The sequence below is a fragment of the Shewanella sp. SM20 genome (genome assembly GCF_025654545.1).
Taxonomy (GTDB): Bacteria; Pseudomonadota; Gammaproteobacteria; order Enterobacterales; family Shewanellaceae; genus Shewanella; species Shewanella oncorhynchi.
The window spans coordinates 160,971-181,367 of sequence record NZ_JAKKRK010000004.1 but is presented as its reverse complement, the minus strand read 5'-3'; the positions used below and the strand labels follow the sequence as shown (position 1 = coordinate 181,367).

Sequence of the window (20,397 nt, the reverse complement as noted above, 5' to 3'; positions counted from 1 at the left end):
GAGTCGTCGCGGGAATTGTTGGGATAACGCACCAATGGAGCGTTTCTTTAGAAGTTTGAAATCTGAGTGGATACCCGCCAATGGTTATGGGAATTTTACAGAAGCAGATAAAGAGATCACAAATTACATCACTGGATATTACAGTGAGACCAGACCCAATCAATATAATGGTGGGTTAACGCCAAATGAGTCAGAACGTTTATATTGGAATGACTCTAAAATCGTGGCCAATTTTACTTGACCACTACACAAAGAAAATCCAACCCTCAAAATGGAAGACTTCTTTCATGGGATAATGAAGCGGCCAGATTTCCCAGCAATCTATGGTGAACTCAACTTTCGAAATGTTGTGAGTCTAATGCCTGATGGAGAAAGGCTAATAAGCAAATTTGAAACGGTTGCATTTCGTCATATTGAAGAAATCATGAGCAATGCAAATAAGCAAATCAAAGACACAATCGAATTGCTCAATATGAATAGTCAAACTGCTGGAGGGCTGATTATTATTAACGAGTTAGCTGACTTTTTTGAACCAGATATTTTAGTCGATTATATATGCAAAAGGATAAGTCAAAAAATAGGAACTGAGCTAAGATTTTCACACATTAACTACGTCACACTTATTCAAGGCACTCATAAAGTAAAAAATTCGCACCTAAGTGGCCCAGTTATACCGATCTACGGAATAACTAATGATAACGTTCCACAGAATCAAGTTAGCAAACAAGCAGCAATGGCTTTGAAGCAGCTTTTTGAGCACTATTCTTACTTTAATAATTGTAACCACAAACTCCAAGATTCTGGTGAAGATGAGTTTGAAATTGAGAAATTGAATCAACCAAAATTAGAAATACCCAAGAAAGGTCAAGCATTTATAGTAGACCAATATCAAAAAAATCGGTATATGAAAGATTGGTCAGATAAACAGCTAATTGAGTTCGGCTCTATGGTTATGTCTGCATGCAATGCTACGTTATTAAAAGAAAATCCTTTGGTAGTTGATGAACATAGGAAGATGTATCTTTTTAAAAGCATGATTGAGTTATTTGAAGAAAGCAGATTAAGGCCATTTGACTTAAGAAGGCTCGATATTAACCCCTCAAAATTTTCACCGTTGTAAATTAATAAAACAGTTGTGGACAATATCGCTTAACAAAAAATAGGACATATATGGTCACCTCGGGTAAAGATAGGACAGGCACAAATCTTTAGGACTAACAGCTAACACCAAGGCAACAGAAGTTCACCATCCCCTGCGAAGTTGCTGAAGAGCGTTGAAGAAAATCGCGTGAGCGAGGCATGGATGCCTCGCTAGCTTTCGGGGTACAGGATGTACCATCGGAAGCGTTAGTGATTTTCGAATAAGCACGAAGCCACTAACTAATGCATGTAACTTCGCTAGGGGCGTCTTGGAGAATCCAAGGAGGATAGGACGAGCAGTCCTCCTTGGTCGGGTGTGGGGTGAAGCCCCACGACTTTAACCGACCTCGGCCGATAGGCCGCAAGACTCATAAACCCACGAAAGATGGGACAGGCACAACTCTTTAGGACTAACAGCTAGCACCAAGGCAACAGAAGTTCACCATCCCCTGCGAAGTTGCCGCGGGGCGTTGGAATAAATTGCGTGAGTCCGGACATGGATGTCCGGCTAGCTTTCGTAGGTACAGGGACGTTGCCTTCGGAAGCGATAGCAATTTATCCATAAGACCAAGGCCAGTAACCAATGCATGTAACTTCGCTAGGGGCGTCTTGGAGCATCCAAGGAGGATAGGACGAGCAGTCCTCCTTGGTCGGGTGTGGGGTGAAGCCCCACGACTTTCTCGGCCGTAAGGCCGCAAAACTGACTAACAACTAACTTGCAACACAAAGATTTTGCTGAATCTTCCAACGACGTTCCATGAGTGGAATCGAAAACCCATAACACACCACCACAATCAAAGGTTGAAGCTGAAAACTCAACTCAGGCCAAAGCATGAAAGCTGCCACACAGGCTAAAGTGCGCACTATCGCATGCACTATGGCCACCTTTTGCGCAGCTAAAATACCGTGGACTAACCACATTAAACCTGTTTGCACCGCAAGGGCGAAAGGCAAAGCCAGATAATTTTCCATAAAAAAGGGAATACTGATGCTAAAGGTTAAAAAACTCATCCCCATCGCAGCGAGAAACACAGTCTCAAACCAATTACGCTCAGCGCTTTTCTTAAACGAGATATTCTCGCCCGTCAGCCGCGAAATACCCATGGCAAGGTAGATAATAGAACCAGTACCGATAAAGACCGCCATCACCAACTGCGAAGGAGGTAATACAAAGCTCAATACAAACAGTAAGCTCCACACAATCATGCCGGATAAGGGCATAGCTAAAGCACGTTGTTGACGGTATTCGATTAATTGTTGGTCCAGTGATTTATGTTGCATGATTAAGCCTCCTTGTTTAGATGACTTAAGTATCTGCGTAAAATGTCCATCACGGCAGTGTGAGTTGTCAGCAATCTAGGATGACAAATGTCATCGATGATAAACTTATTAGGGAAAATGAGCGGGAAAGATGGCACAGACATAACTCTTTCAGTAGTTACAGCCCACACAGTGGCCACAGAAGTTCACCTCCCCTGTGAAGTTGCTGAAGGGCGTTGAAGAAAATAGCGTGAGCGAGGCATGGATGCCGAGCTAGCTTTCGGGGTACAGGATGTACCATCGGAAGCGTTAGCGATTTTCGAATAAGCACGAAGCCACTAATCAATGCATGTAACTTCGCTAGGGGCGTCATGGAGCATCCAAGGAGGATAGGACGAGCAGTCCTCCTTGGTCGGGTGTGGGGTGAAGCCCCACGACTTTGTTGATCCACCTCGGCCGCAAGGCCGCATAAAGAGTTTCATACCATTATCGAATTGAAAAACTATCCGCCGATAGCGCGGCTTTAACCCAGTATGTTATTGTTTTAGCATCATAGATTCGATTTTTGTGCTTTAACCACTAAGGGTTTACTCCAAATGGAAAAAATATTTGAAAGACTCATGTATGCATCGCGCTGGATTATGGCGCCCATCTACTTGGGGCTGAGTCTGGTGTTATTGGGCTTAGGCATTAAATTCTTCCAAGAAATCTTCCATATTCTGCCGATCATTTTTGAGATGACGGAAGTGGATTTAGTGCTGGTGACCCTGTCTTTGATTGATATCACCCTTGTCGGTGGCTTGATTGTGATGGTGATGTTTTCTGGCTATGAGAATTTTGTCTCGCAGCTGGATGTGGGCGAAGACAGTGAGAAGCTAAGTTGGCTGGGTAAATTAGATTCTGGCTCACTGAAAAACAAAGTGGCGGCGTCGATTGTGGCGATTTCGTCTATTCACCTACTGAAAATCTTTATGGATGTGAAGAATATCGATAACGACAAAATCATGTGGTATCTGTTAATACACATCACCTTTGTATTATCAGCCTTTGCCATGGGCTATCTGGATAAAATTACTCGCACTAAGTAATGGGCTAACATAGTTGATGCCAACCTAGCAACGCATCAGTACCAGCATAGAGAATATTAAACAAAAGCCACTGTTTTCAGTGGCTTTTGTTTTTATAGAATACGACTTAATGGCACATTAACTCTTCGCCGACTCAAGCTGATGCACTTTCTCGGTTTGATCCACTATGGTCAACACCGCAGTATCACCAACCACGTTACAGGATGTCAGCACCATATCAATAATCCGATCTAAGGCCGCCACTATGGCAAAGGCTTCAATCGGTAATCCCATTTGATGGATTAACACACCTATCATCACCATGCCGCCACCGGGCACACCGCCCGCACCGACAGATAATAGGAAGACACTAAATAACAGCGAAGGCAATTGCTCAGTGGTAATGGGCATGCCAAAAGCATTGGCAACAAAGAAAATCGCAATAGTGATATAAATCGCCACACCGCCCATGTTCATGGTTGCACCCAGCGGTACACCAAAACCAGCAACAGCACGGTTCACGCCTAACTTGTCCGTTAAAGTACGCATGGTCACAGGAATAGTCGCATTTGAGCTTGCAGTCGAGAGTGAAAACAGCACTTGCTCTTGGGTCTTCTCGCGGAAGGTTTTGGCTGAAATTGGGGTAAATATCCCCACTGCCATAGGATAAACCACAAAAATCCACAGTAGCAACAGCGCGAGGATCAGCACCATATACTCAACCACACTCATAAACACACCGGCATCTAAGGTCGCGCCAAGTTTAAACATCAAGGCAAATACACCATAGGGCGCAAGACTCATCACCACAGAAATCAGTTTCATCATGATTCTATTGGCTGTTTGAAAACCTTGGACAGCACCCGCAACATGCTCCCCAAGGGACTTAATCACACCGCCAAGCAACAAGGCCATAAAGATCACTTGTAGCATATTGCCCGACATAAAAGCCGTCACAGGATTACGTGGGACTATGTCGATCACCAGCGCCATCAGGCTTGGCAATTCAGTTGCTGTAATCGCTACGCCATCCGTACTGCTCATATCTACACCTTTACCGGGTTCGAGTAGCAGTGCCACTAATAATGCCGTCGCGATTGCGACAAAGGTATTGATGATATAAAAACCGAAGGTCTTACCGCCCAAGCGGCCAAAACTTTTGAGATCTTGCAGCTCACAGACACCACAAACGATGCTCACAAACACGAGTGGCACAACCAGCATCATGATCATATTGACGAACATAGTACCAACGCCACCGGCAAGCTCGACTAAATTACCCGAGAAAAAACCGATATCGTTTAAGAAGTATTGCACTATTGTGCCGAAAATAAGGCCGGCAAACAGACCAATAAAGATCCGCGTCGAAAGTGATTTCATCATGCTTGTGATTTCCCCAGAAAGGTCATTTATTTGTTATTCATCTTCCATGATGAGCACAATTGCCAATCCATTTTTGGCTCAGGCGGGGATAGTGAAACATGCTAGCCGTTAATTCAATGAATAAATTTACTTATTTAATTTCAAATTAAGCAAAACACATCACAAAAAACTTATATCCATATGATTTTAAATAAAATAAAAACAACTGAATAATAAACAACCAGTTGACCACTTTATTTTAAAATAAAAATAATAACAGAATTAAAACAAAAAAATCACGATTAACGGGTTTTATTGGGATAACTCTAGATTTAAAAACTGAATAAACACTTTAATCAGCATTTAAAACCACTTATATCGCATTTTACAGAGATATGGGGAAGGATAAAGGTTAACTGTATGCCAGTAGTACTAGCTCAAGCCGATGATGCAGCAGGTGCTGCTGTTTGATACTAATATGGTGTTGATTTAGCCAAACGGCTAATTTTTGCCAATGCTTTAACTCGGTATTTTGTAAATACTTAACCTGTTTCGCTTGCTTGTCGAAATCATCAGTAGAATTAATTTGTGCTATTGCCAATAACTCAGCAGGTGCTGTCAGCGCAAGTTGTGGCACAAGGCAATGGGTCACGCCCATTAAAGTATGGGCGATTTGTAACCCTGCGGGATCTAAGTCGGTAAAGGCAATGATCGGTAATTTATTTGCCATCGCTTGCAAAAAATGCCGCACGCCAATCGGGGAATGATGACCGCTACCTCGGTAGATAACCATCACATGAGTTAAATCCTGTGGTAAACGCGCTTGATAGATAACATCAAATACATCCAAATTTTCAACCACTAGGATGGCTGCGACATTGAGTTCATGGCAATGCTTTTGTGCTTCATCCAAAGGAATTCGCAGTGATGTGCGAGTTGAAATCCCAGTTGGTGAAGATTCGAAACCTAGATACTTCATCAAAACGTATTCGGCTTCAGGGCGTATCTTAGCGAGCTTTTCATCGTGACTTTTGGCGGACATCGCCATGCGATCGACATTAAAATCAAGCTGCCTTAAATCAAGCCCCATTAACGCCAACACGCTTTGCCTTAGCAGTTCAAAATCTTTGGGCGCAAAACACAGATACTTTTCGGATCCGTCTAACTCACCCACTTCTAACTCGCGGTAAATAGCGCGCCAGTTAGCCGTGAGCTTAACCTTGGGAGAACGCTTAATAAAAGCGTTCTCCAACAGTTGTAATTGTTGTTGGCCTAGGCGAGCCATAATTCCACATCGCGAATGATAAAGTTGCCGCTATAGATGGGATGCGGTTCGCCCAATGGCTCAAGCTCAAAGTAAGCTTTGTGTTCATCGGGCAGACCTTCGTAGCCACCAATCACTTGATAAATCCAGCTTTCAGCGTCCCAAGGCAAAGCCTTATCCGCCAGATATTCCAGCGCCGATTGGCGCAGGCCAGACTCAATTACATCGACGAAATACTCATCCACCGCTTGTTTGAGTGGATTATCCGGCACATCGAAGTCTTCACTTTGGGTGATAGAAACGGATACATCATGCTCACGCACAGCCGCAATTACAGGATGGCGGCTGATGGCCTTGATATGCGCGACTATGCCCATCAACTCCAGCTCTTGGCTGGCGTTGTGCACGTCCACCGATGCAGGGGCGAGCAAGATTTCGGCGCGATTAAATAGACTCGGGATTTCCTTGTGGGACACATGGTCCGCAGGCCGATAATCCGGATGCAAATCAGTGTAGAGCAACCAGCCCTTGAGCAAACGGGTACGCCCACGGATTTGTCTGAAGCGTCCTAAGAGTTCGAGTAAACGCCCCTGCACTACGCTCAGTTCCTGGGCGCAGTCGCTCATGGTTTCCTGCAAAGTCGTCACTAAGAGCTTGCGCAGTTCACGGATATCGCCAGCGATTTCGCCTAGCTCACTAAACTGGAACATCTCTAAGCCATTAAGCAATTCAGACACTTGGCTTTGAGCTAATTCGTTTTCGCGGATCTTAGCGTTGATCGTACCCACATAACCGAACTCGTTATTAATGCGGCCCCAGAGCACACGGATCGAATAACGCAGACTGTCGGCGAAACTATAAACATGCTCGCTTAAATCTGATAAATAGGCCTCGGCGGCGCTGTAGTCTGAGCTATGACGCGCCTCTTTATAATGATCGGCCAAGGTTTTAATCGTGGCTAAGGCCGAACCGACATTAGAGTCGATTTGGCGATTGCGCTCGTCACTTAAGCCTTCTTCGAGTAAGGCACGCACAGAACGCTTAAGCCGCAGCTCCTGATCTGGCTCTGGCCGCCATAAAATCCCTGCCTGTTTAAGCTTTTCGACCACGCTTGGATCGTGCGCATCCTCGTTAAGAGAGCCCGCTAAATAGGTGTCCATAATGATGTCAGCATGGCGACCTAACTGCTTGAGCAGTTTCACACCCGCCTGATGTAAGTTACTGCTCATCATGGCCTCCTTGGTCGCAGCTTTTACCTAGGTTTAACAGTGCCAACATTATATTAGATCCCGCTGGGTCGCCGTTTCTGCCTGCGCTTCTAGGCTTAAACCTTCGGTTTCATCGATAAAACGAATGACTTCATACAGATAATCCAGCTTGCCCGTGGCGATATAGATTTGCTTCTCCGCATTGGGTCGTACTAAATAGCCGAGTTCGACTAAGCGTTTGAAGACTAATTTGATTTGCGCATCGCTGTTAGTGCTAGTTGAGCCAAATAAACGATATTGGCTGAGCTTGGCTAACTGCTCACGGAACGCCGGCGTGTCTTCGATACGGCTTTGCAGCTCGGTTAAACGCACGGGCGCACCTTCGCTCAGCGGCGCATCTTGGCCACTGGCTTCTTGCACTAATACCAACCATTCCACCAGCGGGATCAATGCCTGACAGATATCTTTAAACTGCGATGAAATCACTTTACGTTCGGCATCGCCTAACTGTAAGTAACCGCAGAAGAACACATCACCTTCGGCGGCAGACGCCACGGTACGGTTGATTTGATTGAGATAAGCTTCGACCCGCTCGCGGGTACTGCTATTTTTAAGGGCGCGCCAGCCTTCTTCATTGGTGGTGCGGCAAATAAACTCGCCCTTGAGTAACAGCTCAATCAAAGCGCCAGTGCCAACTAATACGGTTTGGGTTGCATCACTCATTAGATGGCCTCCTTCGACAAACGCTTATTCAACATGTCGGCAATTGCGCTTTTCACGTTAGCCTTAGGTTTTACCAGCTGCAACATCTTGGTTTGTTTTAATTCAAGCATGATTAGATGGCCTCCTTCGACAAACGCTTGTTCAACATGTCTGCTATTGGGTTGACCTTAGGCTTCACCACCTGCAACTTCTTAGTTTGTTTGTTGATAATGTAACGGTTGGCGAACAAGTTCAGCACCTCAGACTCAGGGTTCGGGAAGGCGCCCAGCACACAAATATTGTTGTTTTCGCAGGCGTCGAAAATCTTCTTCACGTTGGTATGGTGCAAAGTGCCCAACTCATCAATTGGCCAGTGAATGGTCACATCGGCGCGTCCACGCAGCAAGCGCGTGAATGCCAACAGGAACTTACACAAAATCAGATACGCCATACCGTGGCTTGAGGATTCGTTAAGCTGTCTGTCGGTGCGGATGATTAAGTCGCTGTTACCTTCTTTGAGGCGCAGCTCGATTTCCAGCAACTTAGAGATACCCCCCGTTAATGCGGCGCGGCCGATAATGTCTAAGGCACGGCGCATGCTGTTGGTGTAATCCTCATCGGGCAAGCCATTAAAGCCATCGGCTTTCCAATGCTTAAAGGCTTTGACGAACTGCTCAAGCTCAGGCCAGAACTCTAACTCGCTGATGCGCGAACGAATGCGTACCGCCGATTCAGACACGCCATCGAGGAATAACTCTTCGCCCACTTCGCGGGTAATACGCGCACTTTGGGAGGCAATGCGGCGGTCGATATCGGCTAACACATCGTAGAAAGCGGTTAAGTCGACGCCGAAAATCCGTCCTTGCTCACGCAGCGCGGTAATCGATTGCGGCACGATCACGTTCAACAATTGCTCAAGCTGTGGCACTAACTTACGGTAATCCAGCAGGCGAATACCTTTATCGTTGATAAAGCTCGATTCTTCGCGGGCACGCTCCCAGGTTTCGGCAAGGCCCGAACCTGACTTGCTGGCGATCACTGAGTCAAAATGCTCCACATATTGCTTCACCGAACCCATCAAGTAATCGCGTTTTAGCAGCAAGTCTTCACCTTGGCGCAGACGCTCGCCTAGGCTGCCTTGGGCTTCTTCGTTATTGGTCGGTAACTTAAGCTCGGCGAGTTTACGCATTACGGCACGTAATTTAGTTAAGTTTTCAGAAGCTTCAACCTGCGCCGCATCGGACGCTTTACGCTCGGTTTCAAGTTGTTGACGACGGGCCTTAACATCCTGAGTTTTCGCCTTAAGCTGTTGATCGATTTCCGATACCGCGCGCTTCACATCGCTAAGCTGAGTTTGCAGTTTAGGTTTGCGCGCAAGCCAAGTATGCTGATACCAATCGTCGAAGCGCAGTACGTCGCTGCGACGCTGCTCGGCGCGGCTGATTTTGGTTTCTAACTCACGAATTTGTTGCTTGAGTTTGAGGATATTATCCTCATCCACACCACGGGATTTAAGCTCGTTTTTGTACCAAGTCTCGCAGGCTTTCTGCTCGATTTTGGCACTTTCACGGCGTCCTTCAATGGTCGCTTTAATTTGGCCGAGTTGATTGTCGAGCGCGCCGATAACTTCCTGCCAATAGGCATTCTTTTCCATGCGCGCTTCAAGCGCTTGCTCTTTTTGATCTTCGAGCCAGAGTTCGTGCTGATGTTTAAGCTGTTTCAGCTCACCATCGAGTTGAGTCAGTCTTTGTCCCGCATGGGCTTTGCGCTCGCTCAATGCTTTGTTGATTTTCTCTTGCTCGCTGCGCTTTTCATCAAATAGGCGACGCAGATCGTCACGGCTATTTTTGTACGCTGTGCGGGCAAAGGTCAGTTCACGGCTGAGATTATCCAACTCGCCATTAATGGCCACCAGCTGAGATTCGGCCTCGGCCTGCATTTCTTGGGCGCTAGTGTGGGCTTCTTCGGCTTTGCTTAACCGAATCCGCAGCTCTTGTTCGGAGGCGGCATATTCAGGCACATCGATCGCTTTAAGATCTAAATGCACGCCAAAGAAAGCTTCGCTCGATTCAGTCACTAAGCTTGGATGTAAATCAGTGCGATGCAGTAGTTCAGGCGCGATCACTTTACCTAAACTTTGCTCCCAGCCTTGGGATTCTTTACGCAGAAACTCCAATAGGGTGTGGGATTGCGGGAACAGCATATGGTGCAATTCATCCAGCGCAGTTTGACGCTCGTTCACCCTTAAGGTGGCGATACGCAAGGCTTCGTTAGCTTGGTCACGTTTGGCTCTGAGCTTGCGTTCATCGCTACTTAAGCGTTCAACCTTGGCATTGCAGCTTTCTTGTTCTTCGTCGGCGCGGTGAATACGTTCGTCGAAAATCGCGAGACTCAGCTTTTCTTCTTCGGTGTAAGTCACGCCATCAACACGCAATTTAAGCTCGGCGGCAGTGAGTTTGAATTGGTATTCCTGCTCGCTAAAGCTAGCCTTGCCCGCATCCATTTGGTTGCGCCATTGCAGCTCTAAGGCGTCAATATCGGTGCGCGCCACTTCACGTTGTTTATCGCGGGCTTCACGCTGCTTGTCTTGGTCGGCATGCAAACCTTCAAGCTCGCGGTTTAACTGCTCGCCAATCTTACTGCGACGGGCATTGTACGCCGCCTCAATGTCTTGGTGCTTCTCGGTTTGCAGCTTATGGCGTTCACTTAGGTTTTCAACATCGGTGCGCCAGTTCGGCAGCATCTCAAGATCGGCCTTGGCTTGCTCTATGTTGGCATCTAAAAAGGCAGCATGCTGATCTTCAATGGCATCGAGCTCATACTCGCACTTTGCCACATCGCCCTTAGCTGCCGATAAATCGAGATTGAGCTCATCGCGCTGCTCTTTCCATTCATCATCAAGCAATCTGAGTTTTAAATTCAGTTCCTTAGATAAGGTTTGTTGAATATCTTGGCGATCGGCTTCTAAGGTTTCATCGTTGCGATAACCGCGAGACAGACTCGATAAACGCAGTTCGGCGCTAAGCAGTTGGTTAAATTCTTGCTCGAGTTTTTCAAACTCAGGACGAATAACTTCAAAGCCTTGGATAAGTTGGCTTTCACGGATCCACGCTTCAACGCGCTGCGGATTCAAACGTGAGCTGGGCGGATTAACCCCATCTTCCTCTAAAATGGCGGCGATCATGGATTTGACCGTCTCCATCTTGCCTTCTTTGGAGTGCACCGCTTTAGCGAGTTTTTCGATGTGGCGCAGGGAATGCTCCCCCTCACACAGGGCAAATTGGCGTGCATAACCGCGTAGTTCACTACGGTTACTGCCCGTGCTTAATAGGGTGCGATCGTTTTGAATAATGGCGCGATATTCACGGGTATTAAGCAAATTAGTGGTCGCGATGCCGGCACGTTTTAAATCACGGCCTAATTCCGCCATGGTGTGGCACAGAATAGTGTCGCCATTTTGCGATTTAATATAATCGCTTAGCTCAAAACCTTTGGCGATAAAACGATAGTTAACGCCCTTACCATCGCCCGCAGAGGCCAGCACGGCTTGGTACAGTAAGCCATCGGCCTTTTGATATTCGTAAATGATGTAGCTTGAATCGTGTGGCAAATACCAACGCTCGAAACTGTCGCGGGTCGAAGGCACCACGCGGCTTGGGTATTCACCATAAAAAACAGGGACTAGACGTTGTAATGTCGTTTTACCCGAGGCGTTAGTACCACAAATGTTGGTATGACCATTGAGGGCGAGTTCCACCACGCCCGGAAGGTGCGTATCAATCAGCACAATACGAATCAAGCTTGCCATTTCATTCCTTATGCAAACAGGAGAGTCTTATCTAAGCTGCAGAAGCTTCTACACAAATAAGAGAAAACAATCCAAGAGGGCCACTGACATTAAAATCGTCACTGTAAATAAACACTTTAAAAAAGTGACTAAAAAGTGATGTTAAAAATCGTGGCCTAAAAATAGTGCCCCTAAAATAAGGCAATCACAGTGTATTGGCAATTAAGCGGCGATGCACTAATGCCTTGGCTCACATCTCAGCCCATTGCTCAGCAAAAACATAACCCTATAGCTAGGCTCAAATCAAACGGTCAATGATACGACAACTTAACCAAAATAGGCGGCTAACAAAGCGGCAATTAGCGCAGTAAAAGGTAAATTTTAGCGGTTATCTTCAAGGCGCAGGCGTTCGGCGATCCGACTGTAGATCAGCATCATTTCCGCCAGCGATCCCACTTGCATGCCTTTCATCAAATTGGAACGGTGGATCTCGACCGTGCGCATGGCAATACAGAGACTATCGGCGATCTCTTGGTTTTTCAGGCCTTGGGCAATCAGGTTGAGTATTTCCCGCTCCCTTGGCGTGAGCGCTTGATAAGTCTCAAGATACTGATTGTCTTGATGATGCGCCTTGGTATGTTCCAACGCTTTGACGACCGCTTCGGCTAACTTAGCGCCATCGGCGGGCTTTTGGAAAAAATCCACCGCACCTAATTTAAGCGCATCTACCGCCATTGGCACATCGCCATGGCCGGTGAGATAAATCACCGCTAGCGGACTATTTTTTGCCACTAATTCAAGATGCAACTGCTGACCACTCAAACCCGGCATACGCACATCGACCAGCGCACAACCCGGTAGTGTTAAGTCTACGGCGGTAAAAAAGGCTTCGGCGCTATCAAAGTCGGTGATCTTAAGGCCATAACTTTCAAGCATAAAACGCAAAGAACGACGCACTGAGTCATCGTCATCGATTAAATACACAGATAGATCAAGACTCATTATTGTGCTCCATTGGGTTCAGGTTTATGCGGTATAGCCACCTGCGCTTGGCAACCGCCACCCATAGCACTTTCTAGGCTAAACGTACCACCATGGCTCTCGGCAATATCACGGCAAATCACTAAGCCTAAACCTAACCCCTCTGATTTAGTGGAATAAAATGCTTGCATCAGCAGACTGGTCTCTTCGGTTAACCCTGTGCCATTATCTGTGACTGTCAGCAAGAGCGTACATTCTTGATAGCGAAGATCGATATCGATCGTAGGTGTGTATGGCTTTTGCGTGATGCTCTGTTCGGTGCCACTGGATTCAAGCTCTAACCGCTGAACGCAGGCGTCAAAGGCATTTTTCAGCAAGTTAAGCAACAACTGCTGCATGCCAACTTCATCGAGGGACTGTAAATAGGGTTCACCATTCACATTGACGGCAAGATTGATTTGATGTTGTTCAAACTCATAGGCAAGCAGTGGCACAGTATCATTGACCAACTCATGCAGATACAAAGGCTGTTTCGACACAGGTCGCTTCTTCAATAAATTACGTAAGCGACTGATAATATTGTCGGCGCGCGTGACTTCCTGCTGGATCAGCGCCAATACAGATTGCAACTCCTCAGGGCTCGTCCCCCGCTGTAATCGCACTTCGGCGCCATGACAATAATGGCCAATCGCCGCCAAAGGTTGATTCAGTTCATGGGAGAGACTCGCGCCAAGCTCGCCCGCGATAGCAATACGCTGGGCATGTTCCAGTAACGCACGGTTTTCATTGAGTTGGCGCTGAGTGTTAATCAACTCACGGCCGCGGCGGCTAAAGCGGTATTCAAGCCAAAAATGATACACATTGAGTAAAACCAAAATCCCTAACACAAGCCAAGCCCATTGTTGATGTAACTTGATCCACTGCCACGCCCTTTGCCACCATGGTGCCTGCAAAGGATGCATATCGAGATCTTTAAGCAGTTGATCGATCGCAAGCTGACTCACGGCCGTGGTCCAGCCCGCCGAATCAGCAGACTTAGCGGCGAGATGATCTTCAGGCAGCGCCAGCAAAGCTTGAGTCACACTTTTAGCCAGAGACTGGGAGGCGCGATTGGTCTTTGCCATAGACCAGTTGGGATAAAGGTGGGTCGAGACTTGGCAATTAAATCCCGCAGGCGCTTGATTATCGAGTACTCGATAATGGGCGATATTAATAAGACCTTCCGTTTGCATCTGCTCAAGCTGACACACGGGCACCACAGCCGCATCCAGTCGATTGTCTTTCGCCGCATAATTACCACTTTTTTGATCATCTAACTGATACAACAGATTATCTAGCGGGAACCCCAGCGGAATAATCTCACCCACAAAGCGAGGCAAATCTATGCCCTTTAGCTGCGCTTCGTACACTAAGGTCAAGTAACCGCCGAAGGCATTTTTCGACACTATCCCGAGTCGACGTCCCTTGAGATCAGTTAAAGTCTGATAGGGTGAATCGGCGCGCACCACCAGCGCCGAACCCACTTGCATCGCCGCGCCATTATTTAACGGACTGCGCAGGGTCGCCAACCAAGTAAGGGAATATTGCCGCGCCAGCAACACGAATTGCCCTGGGTTAGTGATCACAAAATCGAGCCCTTGGGTTTCAACGCCCTTAGCGAGCTCATCGAGGGAGAGAGGATGTAACCTAAAGTAACTGTTGGGAATTTGGGTTTCGAGCCAACCCATTAACGGCTGCCAGCGGTTAATCGTCGCCTTATAACCGCGGATGGCTAACACGCCCACATCGACCACTTGATAACCGGTCTCTTCGTTAGCGACTGGCGCAACAACCTCAGCCTCCATTACATCCGAAGGCGCGCTTTGATTCTGCGGCTCGGCGGCAAACACGTTTGCCGAAGCGAGCAAGCACGCTAACGCCACGGCTAGTGCCATCCTGAAAATCATTCGTGTTGTCACCTTAGTTGCAATTTGCCCCTGAATCGATAACGGCCGCTTGAGCGACATCCCTGAGCTAAACACTGTTTTCATCATCCTCAATAACGTGAAGTGCAATCCTTTATCCCCAATCACTCAAATTCAACTCAAGCTCAAATTCAGTTAAAAGCAGATCCAATTCAAATTGGAAGCAGGCCAAACTCAAGTAACAAAAAATAAAACCCTAGCATTTTGAAGGCTATTCTAACGGATATTTGTTGCGCTAGATCAAGTCCACACCCGATATGTGGAAAACCACTATAGTTATGCCGCCTCCCCTTTTACAGAATGCCTGTAAACCTCGCCATAAACCTTAACTCTAGGTCTATGAGCCAGTTTATTCGCCATCTGCAAGTAGTGAAGGAAATCTGTATGGACAAGAGTAAACGTCAGTTTCTCGGCAAAATGGCCAGCGTCAGTGTTGGCGCCGCACTCATCCCTGTCGTGCAAGTGTATGCACAGGATGATAAGCGCAGCCCTCAAATGCACAGTGCCAGCGAAGGCCAAGTGGGTAAACGTTACGGTATGGTAATTGACTTGCGCCGCTGTGTGGGCTGCCAAGCCTGTACCGTCGCTTGCACTATCGAGAATCAACCGCCCCTCGGGCAATTTCGCACCACAGTGCAGCAGTATGAAGTCTCGCAGCAGGAAGATACCACTCCGCCTGCGTTTTTAATGCTGCCAAGACTTTGTAATCACTGTGAAAACCCGCCCTGCATCCCAGTTTGTCCTACGGGCGCGACCTTCCAGCGCAAGGACGGCATAGTGGTCGTCAACAATGAATGGTGTGTTGGTTGTGGCTATTGCGTGCAAGCCTGCCCCTATGATGCGCGCTTTATCAACCACGACACCAATACCGCCGACAAATGTACCTTCTGCGCCCACAGGTTAGATGCAGGATTACTGCCTGCCTGTGTCGAAACATGCGTAGGAGAAGCCCGTGTGATTGGCGATCTGAATAATCCCAACAGCCAGATAAGCCAACTGCTTGCCGCCAACAAAACCGACATCAAGGTGCTCAAACCGACGGCCAACACTGCGCCACGGGTGTTCTACATCGGCATGAGCAGCGCTTTTGAGGACAAGATTAGCGGCCAAGCCCCCGTTAGAACCTTACTTACCGATACTGGCGAGGAGATCCACCATGGTCATTAAAGAAATCTTTACCCCAGATATCGCCATTACTTGGCTACCTTGGGCAGTGCAATACTTTTTTATGATGGGGCTCGCCTACGCCAGCGTATGGGTAGCGACAATACATTTGTTTAGCCAACCCAAACCCGATGACAGATTGCTGAAGCTCTGCGCCTGTTTAATGTTAACCGCAGGCATAGTCGCTCCTATCGCCTTACTCGCCGATTTACACCAACCGCTGCGGGCTTGGCATTTTTATGCGCAAGTTCGCCCTGATTCTTGGATGTGGTATGGCGCCTTTTTACTGCCCGTATTCTCGGGCACCAGCGCAGTATTTGCTTGGCTGCTACTGCGTCAATATCTGCCTAAGCACACCACGAATCAAGACTCAGATTGGGTGAATAAAATAGGCCAATTACTGAGATTCGGTGATTGGAACAGTGACAAATTCATCAAGCCGATCGCACTGATTACGGCCCTGAGTGCCTGCAGTATCGCCCTCTACACTGGCATGGAAACCATGGCCATTAAGGCGCGGCCACTGTGGCATACCTATTGGCTGCCACCTTTGATGGCAATGAGTGCCCTGCTCGCCGCCTGCGGCACTTTGGTGGTACTGAATCGACTATTAAAGGGCTACCAACAGCGCACCCAAGACAGCCTATTACTCTGGGTAAGAGCGAGTTTTGGTCTATTCGCCCTATGCCTTATCGGCTGGGCGTTATTCGATAAGGGCTCGGCCCCCGAAGCCGCATTATTGCTTGAAACCAGCCCAAGCTGGCAACTTGCTGCAATTTGGGTACTGGTCACACTCGCCGTGCTAGCACTGATGCTCGCCATTCGTCACTTACCCAATATGGCAATGCTAATCGTCAGCCTCACGGCCATTCACCTTGCGTGGGGATTTCGCTGGATAGTGTTAATTCAAGCGCAAACCGATCCTAAATACGGCGCGGGGACTTATCTCTATCAACTGCCTTGGGGACCTGAAGGGCTATTAGGCATAGCTGGTACCTTCGGCCTCTGGTTAGCATTAATGGCGCTGGTCTCCGAACTTATTCGCCACACGCCTGCAGCAAAACTTGCTCGCTGAGTACCCAATTAGTTTACAGAATTAAGGAGTCCATCATGGATAAGAGTAAACGTCGTTTTATCAAAGGGGCCGCTGTAACGGGTGGTGTGGGATTATTTGCTGCGGGTTATAGCCATACATTAGCGCAAATAGGTAAAGGTGTCGTCAATGGTACTTCAGGAAAACCAACCCAAGATCCGCTGCATGGCAATTCCTTAGCACCTGAATACAAAGTCGATTTACAGTCAGGCCAGTTAATCAGCAATGACGATCAACGCATCGCCAATACTATGTGCTTAGGTTGCTGGACCAAATGCGGCGTGCGCGCTCGTATCGATCAAAAAACCGATAAGATCATCCGTATCAGCGGCAATCCCTATCACCCACTGTCATCGCGGGAACATATCGATTTCGATACGCCGATAAAAACCGCCTTTGTCGGGCTTAGCGCCTTTCAAGAACAAGGTCTACAGGGGCGTTCCACCGCCTGCGCCCGCGGTAATGCCATGTTAGAACAATTAGATAGCCCACACCGCGTCACCCAATGCCTTAAACGCGTGGGTAAGCGCGGCAGCGGCCAATGGCAGAGCATTAGCTTTGAGCAATTGCTGAATGAAGTCGTCGAAGGTGGTAATTTATTTGGTGAGGGGCAAGTCGAAGGCTTAAGAGCGATTCGTAATATCGCCACGCCGCTCGACGCCAATAATCCAGAATACGGCCCTAAAGCTAATCAGTTACTGGTCTCAAACGCATCAGATGAAGGCCGCGATGCCATTATCAAACGCTTCACCTTCAACAGCTTTGGCACGCGCAACTTTGCCAACCACGGCGCTTACTGTGGATTTACCTACCGTGCTGGAGCGGGCGCTTTATTGGATGATTTGAAAAAATACGCCCACTTAAAACCCGATTGGGACCATAGTGAATTTTTACTCTTTATCGGCACGTCGCCGCAGCAATCGGGCAATCCCTTTAAACGCCAAGCAAGACAATTGGCTAACGCGCGTGTGAATAACACCAATTTCAGTTATGTGGTGGTGTCGCCCATGCTACCCAATACCTCGAATCAACCTTGCGCGGGTAACAATACTTGGCTGCCGATCCGCCCCGCCACCGACTCGGCCCTCGCCATGGGCATGTTGCGCTGGATTATTGATAACCAGCGCTATGCCGCCGATTTTTTGAGTGCGCCCAATGTCGATGCCGCAAAAGCATCAGGTTACCGTGGCTTCAGTAACGCAGGATTCTTGATCGTCAGCGAACCTACCCATCCAAGATATGGCCAATATCTCTTTGCCAGCGATCTTGGCTTACCTTTCGACGGCAAAGCCTACGGCGAGCAAGACTCGCAGTTGGTTGTCGATGCCGCGAGTGACAAGATAGTTTTGGCGAGCCAAAGTCAGAAAGCCAAGCTCGACGTTAACCAAAACGTCGACACACCTAAGGGAATGATTGCGGTTAAATCTAGTTTCCAACTGTTAAGTGAAGCGGCGCAGAGCTTCGAGATCGCACACTATGCCAAGGAGTGCGATATCAGCGAGGCGCAAATTATCGCCCTCGCGGATAAATTTACCAGCCATGGCACTAAGGCTGCGGTGATCTCCCACGGCGGCACAATGAGCGCTAATGGTTTTTATAGCGCGTGGGCAATCATGATGCTCAACGCCATGATAGGTAACATCAATTTAAAAGGTGGCGCATTAGCTTCCGGCGGTTCCTTTCCCGCCTTTGGTAAAGGCCCAAAGTATAATCTGCAGGAGTTTGACGGCATGGTCGAGCCTAATGGCGTATTCCTATCGCGATCTAAATTCCCCTACGAGAAAACCTCAGAGTATCGCCGTAAAGTCGAAGCGGGCGAATCGCCTTATCCTGCAAAGGAGCCTTGGTTTCCGATTTCATCACCCTTGCTTGGCGAACATTTAACGGCGGCGGTGCACGGTTATCCCTATCGACTCAAAGCATGGATTAACCACATGGGCAATCCGATTTATGGTCAAGCGGGCCTAGGTGAAGCCATTGGTGAACAACTGAAAGATCCCAAAGTGCTACCACTGTTTATCAGTATCGACAGCTTTATTAACGAAACCTCGGCGCTATCGGATTATATCGTGCCCGACACATTAACGTATGAGTCATGGGGTTGGAGCCCTTCGTGGCATGGGACTCTGACAAAAGAAACAACAGGTCGCTGGCCGATTGTCGAACCAAGGGTCACAAAAATGGCCAGTGGCGATGTGGTGTGCATGGAGTCTTTCTTGAGCCAAGTGGCGATAAAACTGCAACTACCTGGCTTTGGCGAAAATGCCGTTAAAGCCGCCGATGGCAGCTTACATCCGTTAACGCGCGCAGCGGATTACTCACTTTACGGCGCCGCTAACGTGGCCTATTTGGGCAAAGCCGTCGCCGATATCAACGCTGAGGACATGTATCTTAGCGGTGTGAGTCGTATTCAAAGTGAGCTCAACGCCAGACTCAAGCCAGATGAAGTCAAAAAAGTCAGCTACTTATTTGCCCGCGGCGGCCGCTTTGAAAATATGAGCGGTGCACGGGACGAAGTGGGTAATCCAACCAAGGTTTGGCCAAAACCTATGATGCTGTGGAATCCCGAAGTGGGCAGTCGCCGTAACAGTCTCACTGGGGAATTTATGAGTGGCTGCCCACGCTTATATCAACCCGCATTAGCCAATGGCACACCGCTCGATAAGGCGTTTAATAAATCACAATGGCCTTTGCTGATCAGTAGTTACAAATCCCACACCATGAGCTCTATGAGTATTGGCTCGGATCGTTTGCGCCAAGTGCACCCTAATAATCCGGTGCGGCTAAACGAGAAGACCGCCAGTCGACTTGGGATCAGCACAGGTGACACGGTCAAGATCAGCACGCCCAACGGTAGCGTGATTGCCTTAGTAGAATGTGTTGCCGGAGTGCACCCTGACTGCATCGCTATCGAACACGGTTATGGTCATAAGGAACTCGGCGCGCGGGACGTAGTGATCGACAACCTTAAAATCGCCGCCAATCCGCTGATCCGAGTAGGCATCAATATGAACGACTTGAATCTGTTTGATCCGAGTCGCCACGGCCGCTACCCGCTGGTGGATTGGGCAAGTGGCGCTTCGGCCAGACAAGGGCTGCCAGCTAAGATTGAAAAACTAAGCTAACCGCCGAGCATAGATGACACTTAAGAAGCTGCCCTTTGGCAGCTTTTTCTTTGGCGTCAATTCAATCTGATTAAGCCTAATCGCCTCATTAATGCTTTCTAGCTATGCCTATTCGCGAATAAACCGAGGAATAGTGATCTTTTTTACTCAATTTAGGTATATAGATCCCGATCACGCGTTTCATAGAAATAAACCACATATTAAAATCACAGCTATATTTATCAGTATATCTAGCTCGAAATATCGAGCTTTCAATAAAGAACTGCAGTTTTTGAGTCAG

At 47.9% G+C, this 20,397-nt stretch carries 14 protein-coding genes; 6 read left to right on the top strand and 8 right to left on the bottom strand.

Translation table 11 applies throughout. The annotated features are described in order from the left end of the window. Together L5M18_RS03510 and L5M18_RS03505 are read left to right on the top strand one after the other, a co-directional pair. A partial coding sequence (locus L5M18_RS03510; RefSeq protein ID WP_263195957.1) for an integrase core domain-containing protein occupies window positions 1-241 on the top strand: 241 nt, incomplete at its 5' end. Window positions 242-358: 117 nt separating this feature from the next. Next, on the top strand, window positions 359-1,120 hold the full coding sequence (locus L5M18_RS03505; protein WP_263195956.1) for a hypothetical protein: 762 nt from the start codon (window positions 359-361) through the stop codon (window positions 1,118-1,120). Between the two features lie 731 nt (window positions 1,121-1,851). Here L5M18_RS03505 and L5M18_RS03500 read toward each other — a convergent pair. Next, window positions 1,852-2,421 carry a DUF7010 family protein gene (locus L5M18_RS03500; RefSeq protein WP_263195955.1) on the bottom strand — a complete coding sequence of 190 codons (570 nt, stop codon included), beginning with the start codon at window positions 2,419-2,421 and terminating at the stop codon, window positions 1,852-1,854. Window positions 2,422-2,996: 575 nt separating this feature from the next. Between L5M18_RS03500 and L5M18_RS03495 the strand changes: the two genes are divergently transcribed. Further along, entirely contained in the window at window positions 2,997-3,488 is a 492-nt protein-coding gene (locus tag L5M18_RS03495) for a TIGR00645 family protein (RefSeq protein ID WP_263195954.1), read from the top strand. Window positions 3,489-3,605: 117 nt separating this feature from the next. Here L5M18_RS03495 and L5M18_RS03490 read toward each other — a convergent pair whose 3' ends face one another. The 7 genes from L5M18_RS03490 to L5M18_RS03460 form a co-directional block, all read right to left on the bottom strand. Next, window positions 3,606-4,850 (bottom strand): dicarboxylate/amino acid:cation symporter, encoded by a 1,245-nt coding sequence (locus L5M18_RS03490; RefSeq protein ID WP_263195953.1) that lies wholly within the window; start codon window positions 4,848-4,850, stop codon window positions 3,606-3,608. Window positions 4,851-5,241: 391 nt separating this feature from the next. Next, entirely contained in the window at window positions 5,242-6,114 is an 873-nt protein-coding gene (locus tag L5M18_RS03485; protein ID WP_263195952.1) for a hypothetical protein, read from the bottom strand. Further along, entirely contained in the window at window positions 6,102-7,322 is a 1,221-nt protein-coding gene (locus L5M18_RS03480; protein WP_011790750.1) for a hypothetical protein, read from the bottom strand. Before L5M18_RS03480 ends, L5M18_RS03485 begins: the two co-directional genes overlap by 13 nt. Window positions 7,323-7,370: 48 nt before the next feature. Further along, window positions 7,371-8,024, bottom strand: a complete 654-nt coding sequence (locus L5M18_RS03475) for a hypothetical protein (RefSeq protein ID WP_011790751.1) — start codon at window positions 8,022-8,024, stop codon at window positions 7,371-7,373. A 112-nt stretch (window positions 8,025-8,136) separates the two neighbouring features. Next, the gene (locus L5M18_RS03470; RefSeq protein ID WP_219253255.1) at window positions 8,137-11,811 is read right to left on the bottom strand and encodes an ATP-binding protein; all 3,675 of its coding nucleotides are present in this window, start codon (window positions 11,809-11,811) and stop codon (window positions 8,137-8,139) included. 360 nt (window positions 11,812-12,171) lie between these two features. Beyond that, window positions 12,172-12,792 (bottom strand): response regulator transcription factor, encoded by a 621-nt coding sequence (locus L5M18_RS03465; RefSeq protein WP_263195951.1) that lies wholly within the window; start codon window positions 12,790-12,792, stop codon window positions 12,172-12,174. Continuing rightward, window positions 12,792-14,804 (bottom strand): PhnD/SsuA/transferrin family substrate-binding protein, encoded by a 2,013-nt coding sequence (locus tag L5M18_RS03460; RefSeq protein ID WP_411569263.1) that lies wholly within the window; start codon window positions 14,802-14,804, stop codon window positions 12,792-12,794. Before L5M18_RS03460 ends, L5M18_RS03465 begins: the two co-directional genes overlap by 1 nt. A gap of 315 nt (window positions 14,805-15,119) precedes the next feature. Between L5M18_RS03460 and dsrO the strand changes: the two genes are divergently transcribed. From dsrO to L5M18_RS03445, 3 genes are read left to right on the top strand one after another with little or no spacing between them, the layout of a single operon-like run. Continuing rightward, on the top strand, window positions 15,120-15,902 hold the full coding sequence (gene dsrO / locus L5M18_RS03455) for a sulfate reduction electron transfer complex DsrMKJOP subunit DsrO (protein ID WP_011790755.1): 783 nt from the start codon (window positions 15,120-15,122) through the stop codon (window positions 15,900-15,902). Then, window positions 15,892-16,974 carry an NrfD/PsrC family molybdoenzyme membrane anchor subunit gene (nrfD, locus tag L5M18_RS03450; RefSeq protein WP_025008365.1) on the top strand — a complete coding sequence of 361 codons (1,083 nt, stop codon included), beginning with the start codon at window positions 15,892-15,894 and terminating at the stop codon, window positions 16,972-16,974. The genes dsrO and nrfD overlap by 11 nt, the downstream gene beginning before the upstream one ends. 35 nt (window positions 16,975-17,009) lie before the next feature. Next, a complete protein-coding gene (locus tag L5M18_RS03445; RefSeq protein ID WP_263195949.1) occupies window positions 17,010-20,117 on the top strand; it encodes a tetrathionate reductase subunit A in 3,108 nt (1,035 codons plus the stop codon). Window positions 20,118-20,397: the final 280 nt, after the last annotated feature.

What these genes read in the sequence shown, in the direction of transcription:
- L5M18_RS03475 (WP_011790751.1), bottom strand. Translation starts at nt 8,024, where the DNA reads ATGAGTGATGCAACCCAAACCGTATTAGTTGGCACTGGCGCTTTGATT.
- dsrO (WP_011790755.1), top strand. Translation starts at nt 15,120, where the DNA reads ATGGACAAGAGTAAACGTCAGTTTCTCGGCAAAATGGCCAGCGTCAGT.
- L5M18_RS03490 (WP_263195953.1), bottom strand. Translation starts at nt 4,850, where the DNA reads ATGATGAAATCACTTTCGACGCGGATCTTTATTGGTCTGTTTGCCGGC.
- L5M18_RS03495 (WP_263195954.1), top strand. Translation starts at nt 2,997, where the DNA reads ATGGAAAAAATATTTGAAAGACTCATGTATGCATCGCGCTGGATTATG.
- L5M18_RS03500 (WP_263195955.1), bottom strand. Translation starts at nt 2,421, where the DNA reads ATGCAACATAAATCACTGGACCAACAATTAATCGAATACCGTCAACAA.
- L5M18_RS03465 (WP_263195951.1), bottom strand. Translation starts at nt 12,792, where the DNA reads ATGAGTCTTGATCTATCTGTGTATTTAATCGATGACGATGACTCAGTG.
- L5M18_RS03445 (WP_263195949.1), top strand. Translation starts at nt 17,010, where the DNA reads ATGGATAAGAGTAAACGTCGTTTTATCAAAGGGGCCGCTGTAACGGGT.
- nrfD (WP_025008365.1), top strand. Translation starts at nt 15,892, where the DNA reads ATGGTCATTAAAGAAATCTTTACCCCAGATATCGCCATTACTTGGCTA.
- L5M18_RS03460 (WP_411569263.1), bottom strand. Translation starts at nt 14,804, where the DNA reads ATGATGAAAACAGTGTTTAGCTCAGGGATGTCGCTCAAGCGGCCGTTA.
- L5M18_RS03470 (WP_219253255.1), bottom strand. Translation starts at nt 11,811, where the DNA reads ATGGCAAGCTTGATTCGTATTGTGCTGATTGATACGCACCTTCCGGGC.
- L5M18_RS03505 (WP_263195956.1), top strand. Translation starts at nt 359, where the DNA reads ATGCCTGATGGAGAAAGGCTAATAAGCAAATTTGAAACGGTTGCATTT.
- L5M18_RS03480 (WP_011790750.1), bottom strand. Translation starts at nt 7,322, where the DNA reads ATGAGCAGTAACTTACATCAGGCGGGTGTGAAACTGCTCAAGCAGTTA.
- L5M18_RS03485 (WP_263195952.1), bottom strand. Translation starts at nt 6,114, where the DNA reads ATGGCTCGCCTAGGCCAACAACAATTACAACTGTTGGAGAACGCTTTT.